This window comes from Autumnicola musiva, assembly GCF_031846585.1.
GTDB classification, from domain to species: Bacteria; Bacteroidota; Bacteroidia; order Flavobacteriales; family Flavobacteriaceae; genus Autumnicola; species Autumnicola musiva.
In genome coordinates this window covers 123785-142637 of sequence record NZ_JAVRHK010000010.1, presented here as the reverse complement: position 1 = coordinate 142637, position 18853 = coordinate 123785, and the positions used below count along the sequence as shown (strand labels likewise).

Annotated in this window: 12 protein-coding genes; all 12 read left to right on the top strand. The window is 40.0% G+C overall.

The window, feature by feature from the left end:
• Positions 1 to 3 precede the first annotated feature (3 nt).
• The 12 genes from RM539_RS13685 to RM539_RS13630 all read left to right on the top strand — a co-directional run bounded on the left by RM539_RS13685 (position 4) and on the right by RM539_RS13630 (position 18849).
• Positions 4 to 1521: a sugar ABC transporter ATP-binding protein gene (locus RM539_RS13685; RefSeq protein WP_311503977.1), complete on the top strand. Its 1518-nt coding sequence runs from the start codon at positions 4 to 6 to the stop codon at positions 1519 to 1521.
• Positions 1522 to 1533: 12 nt separating this feature from the next.
• A complete protein-coding gene (locus RM539_RS13680; RefSeq protein ID WP_311503976.1) occupies positions 1534 to 2520 on the top strand; it encodes an ABC transporter permease in 987 nt (328 codons plus the stop codon).
• Positions 2510 to 4024, top strand: coding sequence for an FGGY-family carbohydrate kinase (locus tag RM539_RS13675; RefSeq protein ID WP_311503975.1), 1515 nt, complete (start codon positions 2510 to 2512; stop codon positions 4022 to 4024). The genes RM539_RS13680 and RM539_RS13675 overlap by 11 nt, the downstream gene beginning before the upstream one ends.
• A gap of 55 nt (positions 4025 to 4079) precedes the next feature.
• Positions 4080 to 6905, top strand: a complete 2826-nt coding sequence (locus RM539_RS13670) for a glycoside hydrolase family 2 TIM barrel-domain containing protein (RefSeq protein ID WP_311503974.1) — start codon at positions 4080 to 4082, stop codon at positions 6903 to 6905.
• Between the two features lie 57 nt (positions 6906 to 6962).
• Entirely contained in the window at positions 6963 to 7247 is a 285-nt protein-coding gene (locus RM539_RS13665; protein ID WP_489752681.1) for a hypothetical protein, read from the top strand.
• Between the two features lie 135 nt (positions 7248 to 7382).
• Positions 7383 to 9263, top strand: coding sequence for a right-handed parallel beta-helix repeat-containing protein (locus RM539_RS13660; RefSeq protein ID WP_311503973.1), 1881 nt, complete (start codon positions 7383 to 7385; stop codon positions 9261 to 9263).
• A gap of 1 nt (position 9264) precedes the next feature.
• Positions 9265 to 10353, top strand: coding sequence for a Gfo/Idh/MocA family protein (locus RM539_RS13655; RefSeq protein WP_311503972.1), 1089 nt, complete (start codon positions 9265 to 9267; stop codon positions 10351 to 10353).
• 14 nt (positions 10354 to 10367) lie between these two features.
• On the top strand, positions 10368 to 11951 hold the full coding sequence (locus tag RM539_RS13650; RefSeq protein ID WP_311503971.1) for a sodium:solute symporter: 1584 nt from the start codon (positions 10368 to 10370) through the stop codon (positions 11949 to 11951).
• An 11-nt stretch (positions 11952 to 11962) separates the two neighbouring features.
• Entirely contained in the window at positions 11963 to 13042 is a 1080-nt protein-coding gene (locus tag RM539_RS13645; protein ID WP_311503970.1) for a mandelate racemase/muconate lactonizing enzyme family protein, read from the top strand.
• Positions 13043 to 13807 (top strand): SDR family NAD(P)-dependent oxidoreductase, encoded by a 765-nt coding sequence (locus RM539_RS13640; protein WP_311503969.1) that lies wholly within the window; start codon positions 13043 to 13045, stop codon positions 13805 to 13807. It begins immediately after the preceding gene.
• A gap of 41 nt (positions 13808 to 13848) precedes the next feature.
• The gene (locus RM539_RS13635) at positions 13849 to 16572 is read left to right on the top strand and encodes an alpha-d-galacturonidase (protein ID WP_311503968.1); all 2724 of its coding nucleotides are present in this window, start codon (positions 13849 to 13851) and stop codon (positions 16570 to 16572) included.
• A 69-nt stretch (positions 16573 to 16641) separates the two neighbouring features.
• Complete coding sequence (locus RM539_RS13630) at positions 16642 to 18849, top strand: alpha-L-rhamnosidase-related protein (RefSeq protein WP_311503967.1); 2208 nt, start codon at positions 16642 to 16644, stop codon at positions 18847 to 18849.
• Positions 18850 to 18853 lie beyond the last annotated feature (4 nt).

The following is an 18853-nucleotide window of genomic DNA, read 5'->3' as shown; positions in this document are numbered from 1 at the left end:
TCCTTGGAGAGTAGTACAGTCATATTACAAGCAAATGGGATCACCAAAAAGTTTGCAGGGGTAACAGCCTTGCAAAATATTAATCTGGACGTTCACAGGGCAAAAGTAAATGTGGTTGTAGGAGAGAATGGAGCTGGAAAGTCAACTTTAATGAAAATTCTTTCTGGCGTTTACCCGGACTATGAGGGGCAACTTTTATTGGAAGGTAAACCGGTTAGCTTTCAGAATCCAAAGGAAGCAATGGAAAAAGGTATTGCCATTATCCACCAGGAGCTCAATCTTATTCCTTATTTAAGCATTACCGCCAATATTTTTCTGGGTCGGGAATTGAAAAATTCCCTTGGAATGCTGGATTTTAAGAAAATGAATCAACAGGCTTCCGACCTTCTAAAACGTCTTCAATGTAATCTTAGTCCAAAAACCAGGGTCGGAAAGCTAAGAGTTGGTGAGCAGCAGCTGGTAGAAATCGCCAAAGCCCTGCTTGAGGATGCGCAGGTTTTAATTATGGATGAACCAACTTCAGCAATTACTGATACCGAAGTTGAAGTTTTATTCAGGATTATTTCTTCACTTAAGAAAGAAGGCGTTGCAATTCTCTACATTTCTCACAAACTGGATGAGCTGTTTAAAATCGCCGACAGATATATCGGGTTAAGGGATGGTGAAATGGTAGGAACTATTGAAGAGGTTCAGGAAGTGAATAAACCGGACCTTATTCGATTAATGGTTGGGCGGAATATTGAAAATACATATAGAAAAAATTCATCTGCTTCTTCCGAAGAAATTCTGAAGGTGAAGAATATTAGTCTTCCAAAGGATATAAGCAAAAGTAGGTACCTGGTTCAGGGTGTAAATTTTGTATTACATAAAGGTGAAATTCTTGGAATTTTTGGGCTTATGGGCGCTGGAAGAACGGAGTTGCTTGAAGCGCTTTTTGGCCTGCATCCCAAAATAATTATGGGGGAGGTTTTCATGAATGGAGAAAAGGTGAAAATCAAATCAGTTAAAAAAGCGATAGAATTTGGTTTGGCCATGGTTCCGGAAGATCGAAAAAAGGACGGGCTGGTAATGAATATGGATATTGCTCGAAATGTGAGTATGGCCTGCATCGATAAGAACAGCAACTATGGCTTGCTCGATTTTAAAAAAGAGCGAAACCAGGCTAAAAATTATATCAAAGATTTGCGGATTAAAGCAACTTCAGAAAAACAGAAATCAAAAAATTTAAGTGGAGGAAATCAGCAAAAAGTTGTGCTTTCCAAATGGTTGGCCACGAAACCTAAGGTTATTTTTCTGGATGAGCCAACCCGTGGAATTGATGTTAATGCTAAAAATGAGATTTATCACCTGATCAACGAACTTGCTGCTGAAGGCATGGGAATTATTGTGGTATCGTCGGAATTACCGGAAATAATGGCTATTTCAGATCGTATTCTGGTAATGAGTAACTCTAAACTTACGGGGGAATTTCAGAAAGAGACCGCGACAGAAGATAATATTATGAAAGCGGCTACAGCTTAAAACAGTTAAAATATGACAGATTTTGCCAAAGGAAACATTGGAAATATTCTGAAAAAATTTCAGTCGATAATTGCTCTTTTGGTGCTCTGCATTGTTCTCGCTTTAATGTCTGACAAATTTCTGACTTCAGAAAACATGTGGAATATCATGCGGCAGATTTCCATTAACGTGTGTATTTCTGTTGGGATGACGCTGGTGATTCTAACCAGGGGAATAGACCTTTCCGTAGGTTCTATTTTAGCATTTAGCGGTGCAGTCGCAGCCGGCTTATATAAATCGGGTATTGAAATACCTTCAATGGACTTATATATAGGCTTTACTATTCTGGGGGCTATTTTGGCGGGCTTTTCGGTGGGTGGGACTCTTGGAGCATTTAACGGATGGGTGATCACCAGGTTTAAAATTCCATCATTTGTAGCTACTTTGGCCATGCTTACAATCGCCAGGGGCGCCACGATGTTATGGACGGGTGGATTTCCAATCACAGGCCTGGGTTCAAATTTCGCTTTTATCGGTACAGGATGGTTCTTAGGAATTCCCATGCCAGTCTGGATTACTATTGTAGTGGTGATCATTGCTATGATTATAACCAATCGCACCAAATTTGGAAGATATATCTACGCTATTGGTGGTAACGAAAGTGCTGCCCGGCTATCCGGAATCAATATCAGCAAGATCAAAATATGGGTTTATACTATTGCCGGATTATTAGCTGCCGTTGGAGGAATTATACTTACTTCCAGGCTTGATTCAGCTCAACCAAATGCAGGTTTAACTTATGAGCTCGATTCCATCGCCGCGGTGGTTATTGGCGGTACCTCGTTATCGGGTGGTAGAGGTTCCATAATCGGCACAGTTCAGGGTGCACTTATCATAGGAGTTTTGAACAGCGGATTGGTGTTGCTGAATGTATCACCTTTCTGGCAACAGATTATCAAAGGTTTTGTGATCCTTTTCGCAGTGATTATGGATAGGATAAACCATCCTAATGAAGAATAAAAATAGCATTTTGGAAAACTATATTTTATCAATAGATCAAGGTACCAGCGGTACTAAAGCGATAATCTTTAATACGCACGGAGAAGTTGTAACTAAAGCTACCGAACCTTTAAAATCGCATTATCCTGAAACGGGATTTGTAGAGCAGGATCCGGAAGAGATTTATAGGAATGTACTTGCTGCGGTTGAAAAATGTTATTCTGAGTTTAGACAACAATTTCCGGAAGACAATCATAAAATCCTTTCCTGTGGCATATCAAATCAGCGGGAAACTTTTGTGGTATGGGACGGGGAAGGGAAACCGCTTCATCAGGCGGTGGTCTGGCAATGTAAGCGTTCAAACGAAATTTGTACTCAACTGCAAGAACGACAGTTGGAAGATACGATCAGTTCAAAAACCGGATTGATTATAGACCCGTATTTTTCAGCAACCAAAGTGGTCTGGTTATATCAGAATCATAAAAACTTCAGAAATGCGGTAGATAATAAAGATGCTTTTTTCGGCACTATCGATACCTGGTTACTTTTCAGGTTGACCAAAGGGAAAAAATATTATACCGATCATACCAACGCCTCCCGAACACTTTTTTATAATATCTATGACCTTAAATGGGATGCCGAATTACTGGAGGCTTTTGAGTTGAAAAACCTTCAGTTACCCGAGGTTAAATCCTCAGCAAGTCATTATGGAGCATCAGATTTTGGAGGTGTTTTTAATACTCCGCTACCTATTACCGGAATGATTGGGGATTCGCACGCCGCTTTTTTTGGGGAAGAATGTTACAAGGAAAACATGGCAAAAGCCACATTAGGCACGGGTTCTTCCATACTTTGGAATGCGGGCGAAAAACCAATTTCCAACAATGACAAAATTATGACTACCATCGGTTGGAGTACTTCAAAAGAAGTGTCTTATGCTTACGAAGGAATAATAGTGAGTGCAGGTTCCACTTTGGAATGGCTTAAAAATCAAATGAATACTTTTTCGGCAGATTCAAAAATAGAAATTATGGCCCAAGGACTTTCTTCCAACGAAGGAGTTTATATAATTCCGGCTTTTAGTGGAATGGGCGCTCCATATTGGGAAAAAAACTGGAAAGCTTCTATTCATGGTCTTACCTTCGGGACAACGAAAGAACACTTAGTTCGAGCAGGATTGGAATCTATTGCCTACCAAATTAAAGATGTCATTAATGCTATTGAAAAAGAAAAAGGCGTCTCTTTAAAAGAATTAAAAGTAGATGGGGGAATGACCGGGAACAGATTTCTTCTACAATATCTAAGTAATGTTTTGGGCAAAAATGTTGTAAATATAGGTATAAGTGATGTTTCAGCTTATGGCGCGGCCTTAATTTCCGGTTTGGGTGCTGGTTTGTGGAAAGAAATCGATAGTCTTCCGAGAATGAAGCCGGAAAACAGAAAAGTATTTCAACCAAAATCCAAAAAGAATGTTGATAAAAGCTATAAGGTCTGGAAACAATTGCTAGAACATAAATATTATTGATTTATAGCTTATTAAAATCTCTTCAATTGCATTAAAAACCCTCTAGATTTTCTAAATGAAAAAGTACTTAAAGATCTCAATTACACTTGTTATATTTTCTATAGTATGTTTGCAAAGTTTCGCCCAGGAAACAGATACTAAATACCTCTCCGGAACTGGAAGCGATGATACGGTAGACTGGGAATTCATGGTAGACGACGGGAGAAAAGCAGGAGAGTGGACTACTATTCCTGTTCCTTCTAACTGGGAACAATTTGGATTTGGCACCTATAATTACGGTCATGCAAAAGATGAGGAAAGAGGGAAGGAAGTAGGCTTCTATAAATACGAATTTACCGTTCCAGCCGATTGGCGGGAAAAGCAGGTTGAGATCGTTTTCGAAGGTTCCATGACTGATACTGAGGTGAAAATTAATGGTAAGCTTGCGGGGCCAGTTCATCAGGGAGCGTTTTATCGTTTTAAATATGATATTTCAAATTTGCTTAAGTATGGTGGGGAAACCAATCTTTTGGAAGTCCGTGTGGCTAAACATTCCGAAAATGAATCGGTAAATAAGGCTGAACGCCATGCCGATTTCTGGATTTTTGGTGGGATATTTCGTCCCGTATACCTTCAGGCGAAACCACATCAACATATAGAAAGAGTGGCTATTGATGCAAAGGCCGATGGAAACTTCAGAGCAAATGTTTTTCTTGATGGGATCAAAACCCGGGGTACAATAAATGCTCAGGTATTCGACTTGGAAGATAAACCCGTTGGGTCGACATTTTCCGAGGAAGTAAATAAAGATCAGGATACCGTTAAGTTACAATCCCAATTTGAAGATATAAAAACCTGGAACCCGGAGAGCCCTAATCTTTACAAAATCCGGCTTCAGCTGGTGTCCAATAAGAAAGTGATCCATAAATTCAGCGAACGTTTTGGCTTCAGAACAGTAGAATTACGGGAGCGGGACGGGATTTATGTAAACGGGACTAAAATAAAATTTAAAGGGGTTAATCGCCATACTTTTTGGCCAACTACCGGAAGGACTTCGAGTAAAAAGCGGAGTATCGAAGATGTGGAATTGATAAAAAGTATGAATATGAATGCGGTGCGTATGTCACATTATCCACCCGATCAGCATTTTCTTAATGTTGCCGATTCCCTTGGTCTTTTTGTGCTTGATGAGCTAGCTGGCTGGCATGATGCCTATGATACCGAAATAGGAAGTGAGCTGGTAAAGGCAATGGTGACCCGTGATGTGAATCATCCTTCAATCCTTTTCTGGGACAATGGGAATGAAGGTGGTCATAACACCGATTTGGATAGTCTTTTTCAAAAATATGATATTCAAAACAGGGAAGTGATACATCCGTGGCAATCGTTCAATGGTATGTCAAATGAACATTATCGACCTTATAATTATGGGGTAGGAACCTACTGGAATGGACCAGATGTAGTTTTCCCAACAGAATTTCTGCACGGGATGTATGATGGAGGTGCCGGAGCTGGATTAAATGATTATTGGGAGATGATCTGGGATAAACCACAAGCGGCAGGAGGTTTTCTGTGGGTGTTTGCTGATGAGGGGGTGAAGCGAACCGATACCGGTGAAATTGATACTTATAATGGTTCTGCAGCCGATGGGATTCTTGGCCCCTTTCACGAAAAGGAAGGCAGTTATTTCGCGATAAAAGAAATATGGGCACCGGTCCATCTTCAGGATATTAATATTACCAAAGATTTCGATGGAACTTTTCAAATTGAAAATCGTTATTTCTATACTAATTTGAAGCAAGTTGATTTTAGCTGGAGATTGAAAAAACTAGCATTACCAAATGAAAATAAGGAAGCTGAAACTATCTCCGGAAAGTCATCTTCACCCGATATTAAACCGAAACGCATAGGTGAATTAAAGCTTCAGCTACCTGAAAACTGGCAAAATTATGATGTGTTATATTTGACTGCAACTGATAGGTTCGGAAGAGAAATTTATACCTGGAGCTGGCCCATAGAATTGCCCAAAGACGTAATTGCTGAACTTATGCCTGATAATACAGGTAATACCAAGGGTTCAGTGACCATGACAGAAACCGGGGACAGGATCATCATCAATACCGGAAAAATAGAATTCCAGATTGGCAAAAATAACGGCCTACTGAAAAAAGTGGTAAATGAAAAGGGAGAAATTCCATTTAATAATGGTCCTCATCTCAGCGCGGGAGAGGTTATTTTTAAATCTATGGAAACCCAACGAATGGGTGATACCGTTTCTATTATCAGTTCTTTTGAAGAGGAATCACGGATGAAAGAAACTACATGGACTTTCTATCCATCGGGTTGGGCAAAACTGGAAATATTTTACAAACCCGAGGAGTATGATGTGGATTTTGATTATATGGGAGTCGATTTCTCGTATCCGGAAGAACTTGTTAAAGGTGTAAAGTGGTTGGGAAAAGGGCCTTACAGGGTTTGGAAAAACCGGATGCAGGGCGTGGAGTATGATGTGCATCAAAAAGATTATAATAATACAATTACCGGGGTTTCACCCGTGATTTATCCAGAATTCAAAGGCTATCATGCTAATTTATACTGGGCCAAAATTCAGTCAAAAGAGCAATCTTTTTTAGTTGCAACTTCAACTGAAGATGTATTTCTGAGACTGTATACCCCGGAGTATCCTGAGGAGGTATATGAAGCCCGCACTTCGCCGGCCTTTCCATCGCATGATATTTCATTTATGCAGGCGATACCTGCGATTGGCAGTAAAACCAATCCCCCTGAAAGGCTCGGCCCATCAGGTAGAAAAAATATCTTTTTTGATTATGGAACTTTTGATGACTGGCGCATCAGAAGTAAAAAAATGACGCTGTTCTTTAATTTTTCAAGTAGTCTTTAGTTTTAAAACTTAAGTTAAAATTTGCAGGAAAGTCCAGGATAAATAAAAGCAGAAGCCTTGTTCCGGACAGGGCAAGAAACTGGAGCTTTAGAGATTGTGAATGAAATTAGAGAGGTGAGAGATGTGGAACCTTTATCAGGCTTAAATCTTGAAATATTGCTGAATGTGCGCGGGAGAGAATTGTATTGGGAAGGACACAGGCGTCAGTATTTGATAAGATATGGAGAATTTTTGGGTTCCTGGACTTTAAAGGAACCTTCTACTGCACAGTATCTAATTTATCCAATTCCACCGGCAGATGTCTTAGCTAATCCTAATTTGAATCAGAATCCTGGATATTAATGCTTTTCATTTTCTTATTTTTAATTCCCTATCCTGCAAGTACAGGATAGTGTCCAATTATAATTTATTTATCATTGATAATTGAAAAAATTAACATGCGCTTTAGCAACTAGCGAAAATAATTCTAATCTCCACATGTCAGCAAGATTTCTGTTTAAAATTTCCTTTCTTTTTGTGCTTCTTTTAGGGTTCACAGCAAATGCAGCAGAATTATGGGTCTCCCCTAACGGGAAAGATTCTAATCCCGGAACTAAAGAAGCACCTTTTGCAACGGTTCATATGGCTTTGAGAAAGGCAAGAGAATTAAGAAGGCTTAATGATCCCTCCGTTGAGGAAGGTATAAAGATATATGTAGCAGGTGGTGTTTACTACTTTAATGAGCCGCTTCAGGTAAGGCCTGAAGATGCTGGTACTACTGAAAACCCTACTGTGATAATGACAGAAAGGAATGCTAAACCTGTTTTTTCGGGTGGGGTAAAAGTTGAAGACTGGCAAAAATTCAATGGAAAACTTCATGGCTTGCCAGAAGAAGCGAAAGGTCATATTTGGGTTGCCAGTGCTCCTGTAGTCGGGGGACAACAAATTCAATTTAGGCAAATGTGGGTTAATGATGAAAAGGCAGTTAGAGCTACTAATCTGGATGATGGAGAGCTGGATCGCATTCTTTCTGTAGATGGAGAGAATCAGGAAATGTGGATCCCAACACCCTCCCAGGATTTTAATGATCCCGATGATTTGGAATTTGTAATACACCAATGGTGGGCAATAGCAAATCTTCGGGTAAAAGATATAGAAGTGCAGGGGGATAAAACCAAACTTACTTTTCATCAACCTGAAAGCCAGATTGAATTTGAACATCCATGGCCTGCTCCTTTTATAGATGAAGAAAATGAATATAATGGGAATTCTGCTTTTTTCTTCCAGGGGGCTATTGAGTTACTGAACCAGCCAGGAGAATGGTATCTCGATAAAAAATTAGGAAAAGTTTATTATTGGCCAAAAGATGGAGAAGATTTGAATGGGGCTGAGGTGGTTGTTCCGTTTCTGGAAACTATTGTGGAAATAGAAGGGAATCTTGAGAATCCTGTGAGGAATTTTGGATTTTCAGGAATAGGCTTTGAACATACTACCTGGATGAGACCTTCTGAAAGAGGGCATGTACCTTTACAGGCAGGCTTTTACATTTTAGAGGCTTATAAGTTGCAAGAACCGGGAACTCCCGATAAAAGTAGTTTAGAAAATCAGGCCTGGACTGGTCGCCAGCCAGCTGGAGTGATGGTGAAAAATGCTTCTAATATACGTTTTGAAAATTGCATATTCCAGCACATGGCAGCAACAGGGCTAGATTTAGTTAGTGGAGTTGAATTTAGCGATGTTATAGGTAACATTTTTCGGGATATTGGAGGTACAGCAGTACAGTTGGGCTTTTTCGGAGGACCTGATTTTGAAGCGCATTTACCATATAATCCGGCTGATGAGAGGGAGCTGGTTCATAATATTGAGATAAGGAATAATCTTATTACCAATGTTACCAATGAAGATTGGGGAACTGTAGGGATAGGTGTGGGTTTTGCTCATGATGTTAATATTGAGCATAATGAAATTCGGGATGTAAATTATTCTGGTATTTCTTTAGGATGGGGTTGGACTAAAACCATTTCGGCTTCAAAGAATAATCGTATTCATGCAAACAAGATTCATAGGTTCGCCAAGCAAATGTATGATGTAGGGGGGATATACACTCTATCTGCTCAGCCAAATATGGAGATTAGTGAAAATGCGATTTTTGATCTTATGGATGCGCCTTATGCTCATATGCCGCATCATCACCAATACATTTATTTTGACGAAGCTTCCTCATATATCAGGGCTAATGATAACTGGACCGAAAAAGATAAATTCTTCTCTAATTCTCCAGGACCTGGCAATGAATGGGAGAATAACGGGCCTGAGGTATCCGAAGAAATAAAAGAAAAAGCTGGTCTTGAGCCTGAATATCAATATTTAAGGGATTAATATGAAAGACAAAAAATTAAGGTTGGGAATACTAGGGCTTGGCGAAGGTAGAAGCACAATTTCTGCTGCGCTTTCAAGTCCGAAGGTTGAACTGGTGAAAATGTGTGATCTCAATATCGAGGTTTGTAAGAACAGGGCAAAGGAGTTCGATTTTCATGAATACACTACAAAATTTGAAGATCTTTTAAATGATGAGTCTATTGAAGCGATCGCCATTTATACACCAGATCATCTTCATGCGACGCATATTAAAATGGCTTTAGAACATGACAAACATGTGGTTTGTACTAAACCTTTAATAGACAATCTAAAAGATGCTGCCGAATTAATTGAACTTCAAAAGAAAACCGGAAAAAAATTATTTGTAGGCCAGAGCAGTCGGTTTTTTGAACCGATGAAACGCCAGCGGAAAGATTTTGAAGCCGGACTTATTGGCGATCTGGTAACCGTGGAATCCTATTATAATGCCGATCATCGCTGGTTTTTGGAAAAGCCCTGGGCGCTTGAAGATTCCTTTAAATGGTTGTATGGAGGATTAAGCCATCCTGTAGATTTTATCCGTTGGTATTTGCCGGAAATTGAAGAAGTGATGGGTTACGGAATGCTTAGCGAAAATGGCAAAAAGGGCGGATTAAAAAATGTGGATACCATGCAATTTATCTACAAGGCCAAAGATGGACGAATTGCGAGGGTAGGTGGAGCCTATTCGGGTCCTGTGCAACCGGTACAACGCGATAGTGAAATGAGCTGCATTCTCCGGGGGGATTTAGGTTGTAGCCAGGGCGATTATATGGATTTACGCTATGCTATTACCGATAAAGATGGTGAGGAGCGGCATGTCACTTGGGAACATAAGTTGAAGCATTTCTTCCGTTTTGAAGGGAAAAGCCATCATGCTGGAGAATATGAGAATTACCTGAATTATTTTGCTGACAGTATTCGTGAGGGATTCACATCTTATCCAAACCTAATTGAAGGAATTGGAACAATTGTTTTATTGAAGGCGATGGAAAGATCTTTGGCCTCAGGTAAACCGGAAAAGACTGCAGACATTATTAAAGAATATCAACTCAAAGATTACCTGCTTTAGAAAGCTAACCACCTATGGAAATACATGAATTGCTAAGCATTACAGATTTTGTAGTTGTAGGATTGTATATTTTGGTTCTGGTAGGGATTGGTTACTGGGCAAGTTTCAGGAATAAAGGGGAAACCGATGAAAATTTATTTCTTGCGGGGAATTCCCTTAATTGGACCAGCATTGGCCTTACTATGTGGGGTACCAATGTTGGGCCGTCTATGCTTATAGCCTCTGCAAGTATTGGTTATACTACGGGAATTGTAGCTGGAAATTTTGCCTGGTACGCATTCATATTTATATTCCTGCTAGCTGTTGTTTTTGCACCTCGTTATATGGGCGCACGGGTACAAACCCTTCCTGAATTTATGGGGAAGCGCTTTGGAGATTCTACCCAAAATATACTTGCCTGGTATACAATTGTAACAATACTGATAAGTTGGTTGTCGCTCACCCTGTTTGCCGGTGGAATTTTGATCCAGCAGATACTGGGAATACCTATGTGGATGTCGATTATAGTCCTCATTATAATAGCTTCTTTTTTTACGATTGCCGGAGGCCTTAAGGCTATTGCTTATACCAATGTTTTTCAGATGATTTTGCTCATCGTGGTTTCTCTTGCGCTTACCATAACCGGAATTTATAAAATAGGAGGAATTGAAACTCTTATTGCTGAAACACCTTCGGAATACTGGAATTTATTTCTTCCGGCTGATGATCCTAATTATCCCTGGCTGGCCATTTTATTAGGTTATCCCGTAATGGGTGTTTGGTTTTGGTGTACAGATCAGTCTATGGTACAGTCGGTTCTTGGGGCGAAAAATATAAAACAGGGGCAACTTGGAGCCAATTTTACTGGTTGGCTGAAGATTTTAGATGTTCCTTTGTTTATTCTTCCAGGAATTATCTGTTTTATTTTATATCCTGAATTACAGAATCCCGATGAAGCCTATATGACTATGGTAACCAAAATGTTCCCGGTGGGAATGACGGGATTGGTGATGGCTGTTTTAATCGCCGCCCTGGTAAGTACTATAGATTCTGCATTAAATGCGCTCAGTACGGTTTTTACAATGGATATTTACGTAAAAAAATTTCAGCCAGAAGCCAGCCAGAAGCAGGTAATAAAAATTGGAAGAATTGTAACTGTTCTTGGGGCGGGTATAGCGATTTTTATTACTCTTGCTATAAACAGCATAAAAGGATTAAATCTCTTCGATGTATTCCAGTCGATTTTAGGTTTCATTGCTCCGCCAATGTCGGTGGTCTTCTTATTTGGTGTTTTATGGAAAAGAACCACCACGAGGGCCGCAAATTTTATCTTATTATTTGGGACTATTATTAGCCTTGGAATAGGCATTTTATATCTCTGGGTTTTTCCGGCAGATCAGTATGAGGTTTGGCCTCATTTCTTAATGCTTTCTTTTTACATCTTTGTTCTTCTGTCTATACTAATTGTAATTATTTCAATTGCCGATAGAACCAAAGAGAAATTTGTAAGTGTACTTAATTATGGTCAAATACCGAAGCTCACAAGATCAGCTAAAATTTTATGGGGTGCGTTATTTGTAGTGATGATTGCTCTCTACATGATTTTTAACGGCAACTAAAGTCTGGTAAAATGAGAGATAAAATTTCTTCCTTTAAAATCTTCAGTTCACGATCTATACTTGATAAGCCTATTTCAGATAGTACACATAGCCTTACTGAGATTAGTTTTCTCATTGTTCGAATTCAGTTGGAGAATGGAATTGAAGGAGAAGCATACTTGTTAAGTTTTCAGTATAGCAGAAATGCAATCATCGGCGCATTAAAAGATGTAGGAGAATTTTTAGTAGGAAAACATGTTAATGCAACTGCTAAAGTCCTTCAGGAACTGGAGGCTCAAAATGAATATTTTGGGCGTGAAGGAATAAACCAATGGGCTATGGCTGCTTACAATATAGCCATGTGGGATGCATGGGGTAAAGTATTGTCTCAGCCCGTGTGGAAAATTTTTGGGACATCTCAAACCAGGATTCCTGTTTATGGAAGCGGCGGCTGGATATCCTATTCTGTTGATGAATTATTAGATGAAGTTTCTACATATAAGAACAAAGGTTTCAAGGCGGTTAAGATCAAGGTGGGAAAACCCGACTGGCAGGAAGATCTCGAAAGGCTGAAGCTTGTAAGGGAGAATTTGGGCTCAGGAATAGAAATTATGATGGATGCAAACCAGGGAATGAGCCTGGCAAATGCGCTTCGACTGGCAGAAGCCGCAAGAGATATGAATATCACCTGGTTTGAGGAGCCAATCGATTCACGTGATGTTGAGGGCTATAAAATATTAAGGGAAAAAGCGGGAATATCTATTGCCATGGGAGAACGGGAATATTCATTGCATACCCTAAAAAATCTTCTGAACAATAATGCGTTAGATTTATGGCAACCCGATATTCTAAGGATAGGAGGGGTGGAGCGCTGGAGAGAGAGTGCGAGCCTGGCAAGAATCCATAACGCAAGTGTGCTCCCTCACTTTTATAAAGAATATGATGTGCCATTGCTTTGTACAATTACAAATGGATTTGGTTCTGAAAGTTTTAACTGGGTAGATACTCTAATCGATAATCCTATATCAGTAGAAGATGGGATAGCGAAGCCAAATGAAGGCCCGGGATGGGGCTTTAAATTTAAAGATGGAAAACTTGAAGAGGTTTTATAGATGGAGAAACTGAAAACTCTTTTTTCGCTCGAAGGAATTCGGATAATCGTTACTGGTGCTTCCGGTGGACTTGGACTTAGCCAGGCATTGTTAATGGCTGAACTGGGCGCAGAAGTTTTTGCGTTAAGCCGAACCGGCAGGACAAAAGAGGATATTTCAATTCCTTCAAATTTAGATCTACGTTTTATTGAAACCGATGTGACCAATGCCAAACAGGTTACTTCAGTTTTTAACGAAATTGGAGCATCTGGAGGAATAGATGTTCTGGTGAATAATGCCGGAATAACAATGAAAAAAAGAGCTGAAGAAGTCACTGAGGAAAGCTGGATAAAAATTCATGAAGTAAATGTAAATGCGGTTTACAGGTGTTGTAAAGCTGCCTATTCCTGGCTTAAAAAATCAACCCACACAGGAAGGATTATCAATATTTCTTCTATGGCTTCTTATTTTGGGTTTTCTAAGGTGGTTCCATACAGCTCCAGTAAGACTGCTGTACTGGGAATTACACGTGGACTGGCCGTAGAATGGAGCAGCGATAATATCCTGGTAAATTCTGTTTCTCCGGGTTGGTTTCCTTCTAAGCTGGTTGAGCAGGTAATGGATGAAGAGCGAAAAATAAAAATTTTATCCCGAATGCCTTTACACCGGTTTGGGGAAAAAGAGGAATTGGCTGCGATGGTGTGTTTTTTAGCTTCCCCTTCCGCCACGTATATAACAGGTCAGGATTTTAGTGTGGATGGTGGAGCAAGAGCTTTCGGATACTGAGATCTAGCAAATAAATTTCCGAAAAAGATAAAAATATTGATATGAAAAATATAATTCTTCTTTTAATAACAATATTGTTTTCTGCGGGATTGAATGCTCAGATTGCAATTATTAGTGATCAGCAATCTCCCCGGGTCAAATTTGGATCGGAAGAACTTAATGAGTCTCTTTCTGATTCGGGTTTCAAGGTGCAAATATCTACTGAAGTTCCAGGTAATAATAGCATAGAACAAGTTATTTACATTGCTGAAAAGGATTCAGAATGGTATATAAAACACATAGGTGCCAGCTATAGGGAAAATGTACCTGAGGCAGAAGAAGGCTTTAGAATTTATTCAAAAGAGAATAAAATTTTTGTCGTTGGCCACGACGCTTCCGGGGCTTTATACGGAGCAATGGAACTTGCAGAAAGGCTCAATGCTGGAAGCGCCTTGCCGTTTGATATAGATTTCGAAGATCGGCCGGAAATGGTTATACGGGGTACCGCCATTGGTTTGCAAAAAACCACCCTGTTGCCGGGAAGGTCTGTTTATGAATATCCCTATACCCCGGAAAATTTTCCGTGGTTCTACGATAAGGAACTATGGATAAAATATCTGGACGTACTTGTTGAAAACAGATATAATTCCCTTTATTTATGGAACGGGCATCCTTTCGCTTCCCTGGTTAAACTTGAAGATTATCCTTATGCCCTTGAGGTTGATGAAGCCACATTTAAAAAGAATGAAGAGATCTTCGATTTTTTAACCAAAGAGGCTAATAAAAGAGGAATCTGGGTAATCCAGATGTTTTACAATATCATCGTTTCCCAGCCATTTGCTGAATATCATGATATAAAAACTCAGGACAGGGGAAGGGTAATCACGCCTCTATTGGAAGATTATACCCGCAAGTCTGTTGCCGCTTTTATTGAAAAATATCCAAATGTGGGATTGCTCGTTGCTTTAGGAGAAGCCATGAGTGGTATTGAAAATGATATCAACTGGTTTACCAACACTGTAATCCCTGGCGTGAAGGATGGTCTTGAAAAACTAAACAGGACTGATGAGCCGCCAATTATTTTGAGGGCTCATGATACCGATGCGCCCGAAGTTATTGAAGAGGCTTTTCCCTTGTATAAAAATCTTTATACAATGCATAAGTATAATGGCGAGTCGCTAACTACATATGAGCCGCGGGGTCCATGGACAAAGATTCATAAGGATTTAAGCGCTCTGGCTTCTATTCACATTTCTAATGTTCATATTCTTGCAAATCTGGAGCCTTTCAGATACGGTTCACCAGACTTTATTCAGAAAAGTGTAAAAGCCATGCATAATGTTCATGGCGCTAACGCCTTACACCTGTATCCACAGGTTTCGTACTGGGACTGGCCTTATACTGCCGATAAAACCGATGAACGATTATTGGAAATGAACCGGGACTGGATCTGGTATGAATCCTGGGGAAGGTACGCCTGGGATCAAAAGCGTGATCGGGAAAAGGAGATCGAATACTGGGGCAAAAAACTGGCTGATAAATACGGTGGCAATATACAAACCGGTAAGAATATCCTGAAGGCTTATGAGGAAACCGGTGAAATAGCTCCAAAAACACTGAGACGTTTCGGAATTACAGAAGGTAATCGACAGACATTATTACTTGGAATGTTCATGAGTCAGCTTGTAAATCCATATAAGTGGAGGGTTTACCCCGGATTTTATGAGTCTACTGGCCCCGAAGGTGAAATTTTAATTGATTATGCGAGAAAAGAATGGAACAATGAACCTCATGTGGGAGAAACTCCACCGCAAATAATTAGGGAAATAGTAGCGCATGCTGAAGAGGCCGTAAAAGCCATAGACAATGCAGCAGATAAAGTTAAAAAAGATGAACAGGAGTTTCAAAGGTTAAAAAATGATATTTATGCCTATCATGCCTTTGCAAATTTCTTCGCTGAAAAAGTGAAAGCAGCCATGCTGGTACTTGAATATAATTATTCAGGAGATGTGTCTACTTTAAAAAAAGCTTCTGCTCATCTGGAAAAAAGTCTGGATTATTATGAAGAACTGGTTTCGCTTACTAAAGACGCATATCTCTATGCTAACAGTATGCAAACAGGACAAAGACGGATCCCTATAGGTGGGGATGATGGAAATTTCAAAACCTGGAAAGAAATGCTTCCTTTGTTTGAAGAAGAATTCAATAACTTCAAAAATAACATTAAGATGTTAGACGCTCCGGGCAAGACTTCCGGTAAAAAGGAAAAAATCGAATCCTGGATTCCGGCAACTGTTCAAATTCTTGGTCCTGACCGAACAAGAATTCCTGTGGAGACCGGGCAGCTGGTGTACGACAGAATGGATGCGCAAATTCTAGAGGTCGCACCGGAGTTGAATAATTTAAATGCGCTGAAATTTGCAGAGCAGGAACAAATAGAAAATGGAACTAATCTTAAATTCAAAAATACAAGGCCTGTAAAACTGGTAGTTGGTTATTTTGATACGGAAGAAGAAGATTACCTCACACCTCCCACTCTGGAAACCAATGCTGCTGGAAATACCAGGGGACAGGCAGATATTGTTCTTGCAAATGCAGTGAAGCTGGACGATTATCCAAAAGTCAATATTCATACCTATGAATTTGAAAATGGCGAGAATGAACTTCAGCTGGAAAAGGGAAAAGTTCTTGTTTTAGGATTTATTGAAGCCAGTCAAAATATTAAAAGCCGTGATGTAGGTATCATGGGCGATGGAAAAAAATCTATTGACTGGTTGTTCGAATAATTGCTAACAGGAAGGTACAGGATAAGTTCAAGCGGAATAATTATCATCTTCCGGGTTTAACCTAATAAAATGATGGTAAAATCCCTAAAGTTTGTTCTTTTAAAAAGCCTGCCGCTGATATTTTTTGTAATTACCGGGTTGAATTTCAATGTTCTATGCGCGCAGGAAACCAAAGAGGATAATACAGCTACCTGGATTTGGTATCCGGGAGATTATGAAATATGGCTGAGTAATAAAATGCAGGTGCGGCGTACCGAGCGGGAGGCAGTATTTCCACCACTTTGGCGCTACTACAGTCCTTTTCCATTAGTCACCTTTCAAACAGAAGTGAACATTCCGGAAAAAGATGAGATAAATATTTACTCAGAAGGACTTTTCCAATTATTGGTGGATGGTGTTCAAATTCACGGACAACCAAAAACAATCACGATCGAACCGGGAAAACATAAAATTTCATTTAAGGTTTATAATCAGGAATTTCTACCGGCTATTTATATTGATGGCACCTATGTTAATTCCGATGAGACCTGGATGGTGACAAATGAAGATAAACTCTGGATCGATGAAGAAGGCAATGCGCAACAATCCGGAACACCATGGATGCCTGTAGGTTCCTGGAAATTTCATTCGCCGGATGACAGACCTTCCGAATTTCAGTTGGAGACTGAGCCCTGGGCTGCAAAAAGCACGGAACCAGTTGGTTCGGGGGAATTAGTAGATTTTGGTAAAGAGACATTCGGTTATATTCGTGTACATGGGCTGAAAGGAGAAGGACAGCTTTCGCTCTTTTATGGAGAATCCCGGGAGGAGGCTCTTGACTCTGCCCGCTCTGAAACTCTTGATTATATTGAGTTCGAAGGCAGCCAACCCTCTACTTACACCCATGACGAATCCAAAGCCTACCGCTATGTGCAGGTACAGGCTGATCCAACGTTAAAATATGATTCCATTTCCATGCTGTACGAATATTTGCCCTTGGATTATCGGGGTGAATTTAAATCCTCTGATAAATTACTGAACGAAATCTGGGATGTGTCGGCATACACTATGCATTTAACATCACGGGAGTTTTTTATCGATGGTATCAAACGCGACCGCTGGATCTGGTCTGGAGATGCGCACCAGAGTTATATGATGAACTATTACCTGTTCTTTGACGAAGCTTCCGTAGAACGTACTCTTCTTGCACTTCGCGGAAAAGAACCTGTAACGGCACATATCAATACAATAATGGATTATTCGCTGTACTGGTTTGTGGGTATTTATGATTATTATCTCTACACCGGGGATACTGATTTTATTGAAACTTTTTATCCGCGGATGAAAAGTTTAATGGAATTTGTTCTGGGTCGGCGTAACGAAGCCGGATTTCTTGAACCACTGGAAGGAGATTGGGTATTTATAGACTGGGCTGATGGTTTACCAAAGACCGGGGAAGTAAGTTTTGAACAAATGCTGCTTGCCCGAAGCCTGGAAGCCATGGCTGTGAGTGCTGAAATAGCCGATGAAACTGAAGATCAGCAAACCTATGAAGCCCTAGCAGAGGAAATGCAAGACAAATTATTCGATGTATTTTGGGATGAACAGGATCAGGTTATGCTGCACCAGCGAGTTGACGGGGAGATGCAGGATATGGTCACGCGTTATGCAAATATGTTCGGTATTTTCTTTAACTACTTTAATGAAGAACAAAAGCAAAGTGTAAAAGAAAATGTACTATTGAATGATGATGTTTTACAGATTACCACGCCCTATATGCGTTTTTATGAACTCGAAGCGCTTTGCGCCATGGGAGAGCAGGAATATGTGTTAGATGAAATTCGGGATTATTGGGGCGGAATGTTGGAATTGGGAGCAACTTCGTTCTGGGAAAAATATGACCCTTCAGACGAAGGAGTTGAACATTTATCTATGTATGGACGCCCTTATGGTAAAAGTCTTTGTCATGCCTGGGGTGCGAGCCCAATTTATCTCTTTGGTAGATATTATCTTGGAGTACAACCAACGGCACCAGGTTATTCGGAATATGAGATTAGGCCAAACCTTGGCGGGCTCAAGTGGATAGAAGGTAAAGTTCCTACTCCACATGGTGAGATTAAAGTTTACGCAAATCAGAAAGAAATAAGGGTTACCGGAGTGAAAGGTGAAGGAAAGCTAATTTTCAAAAGTAAATCTAAACCTCGTGGTTCCGCAGCTATTAAAAGTCTTGGTGAGAACGAATATGAGATGAATATAGATCCCGGACTAGAATACAAGATTTCTTATCGGGCTATCTAAAACT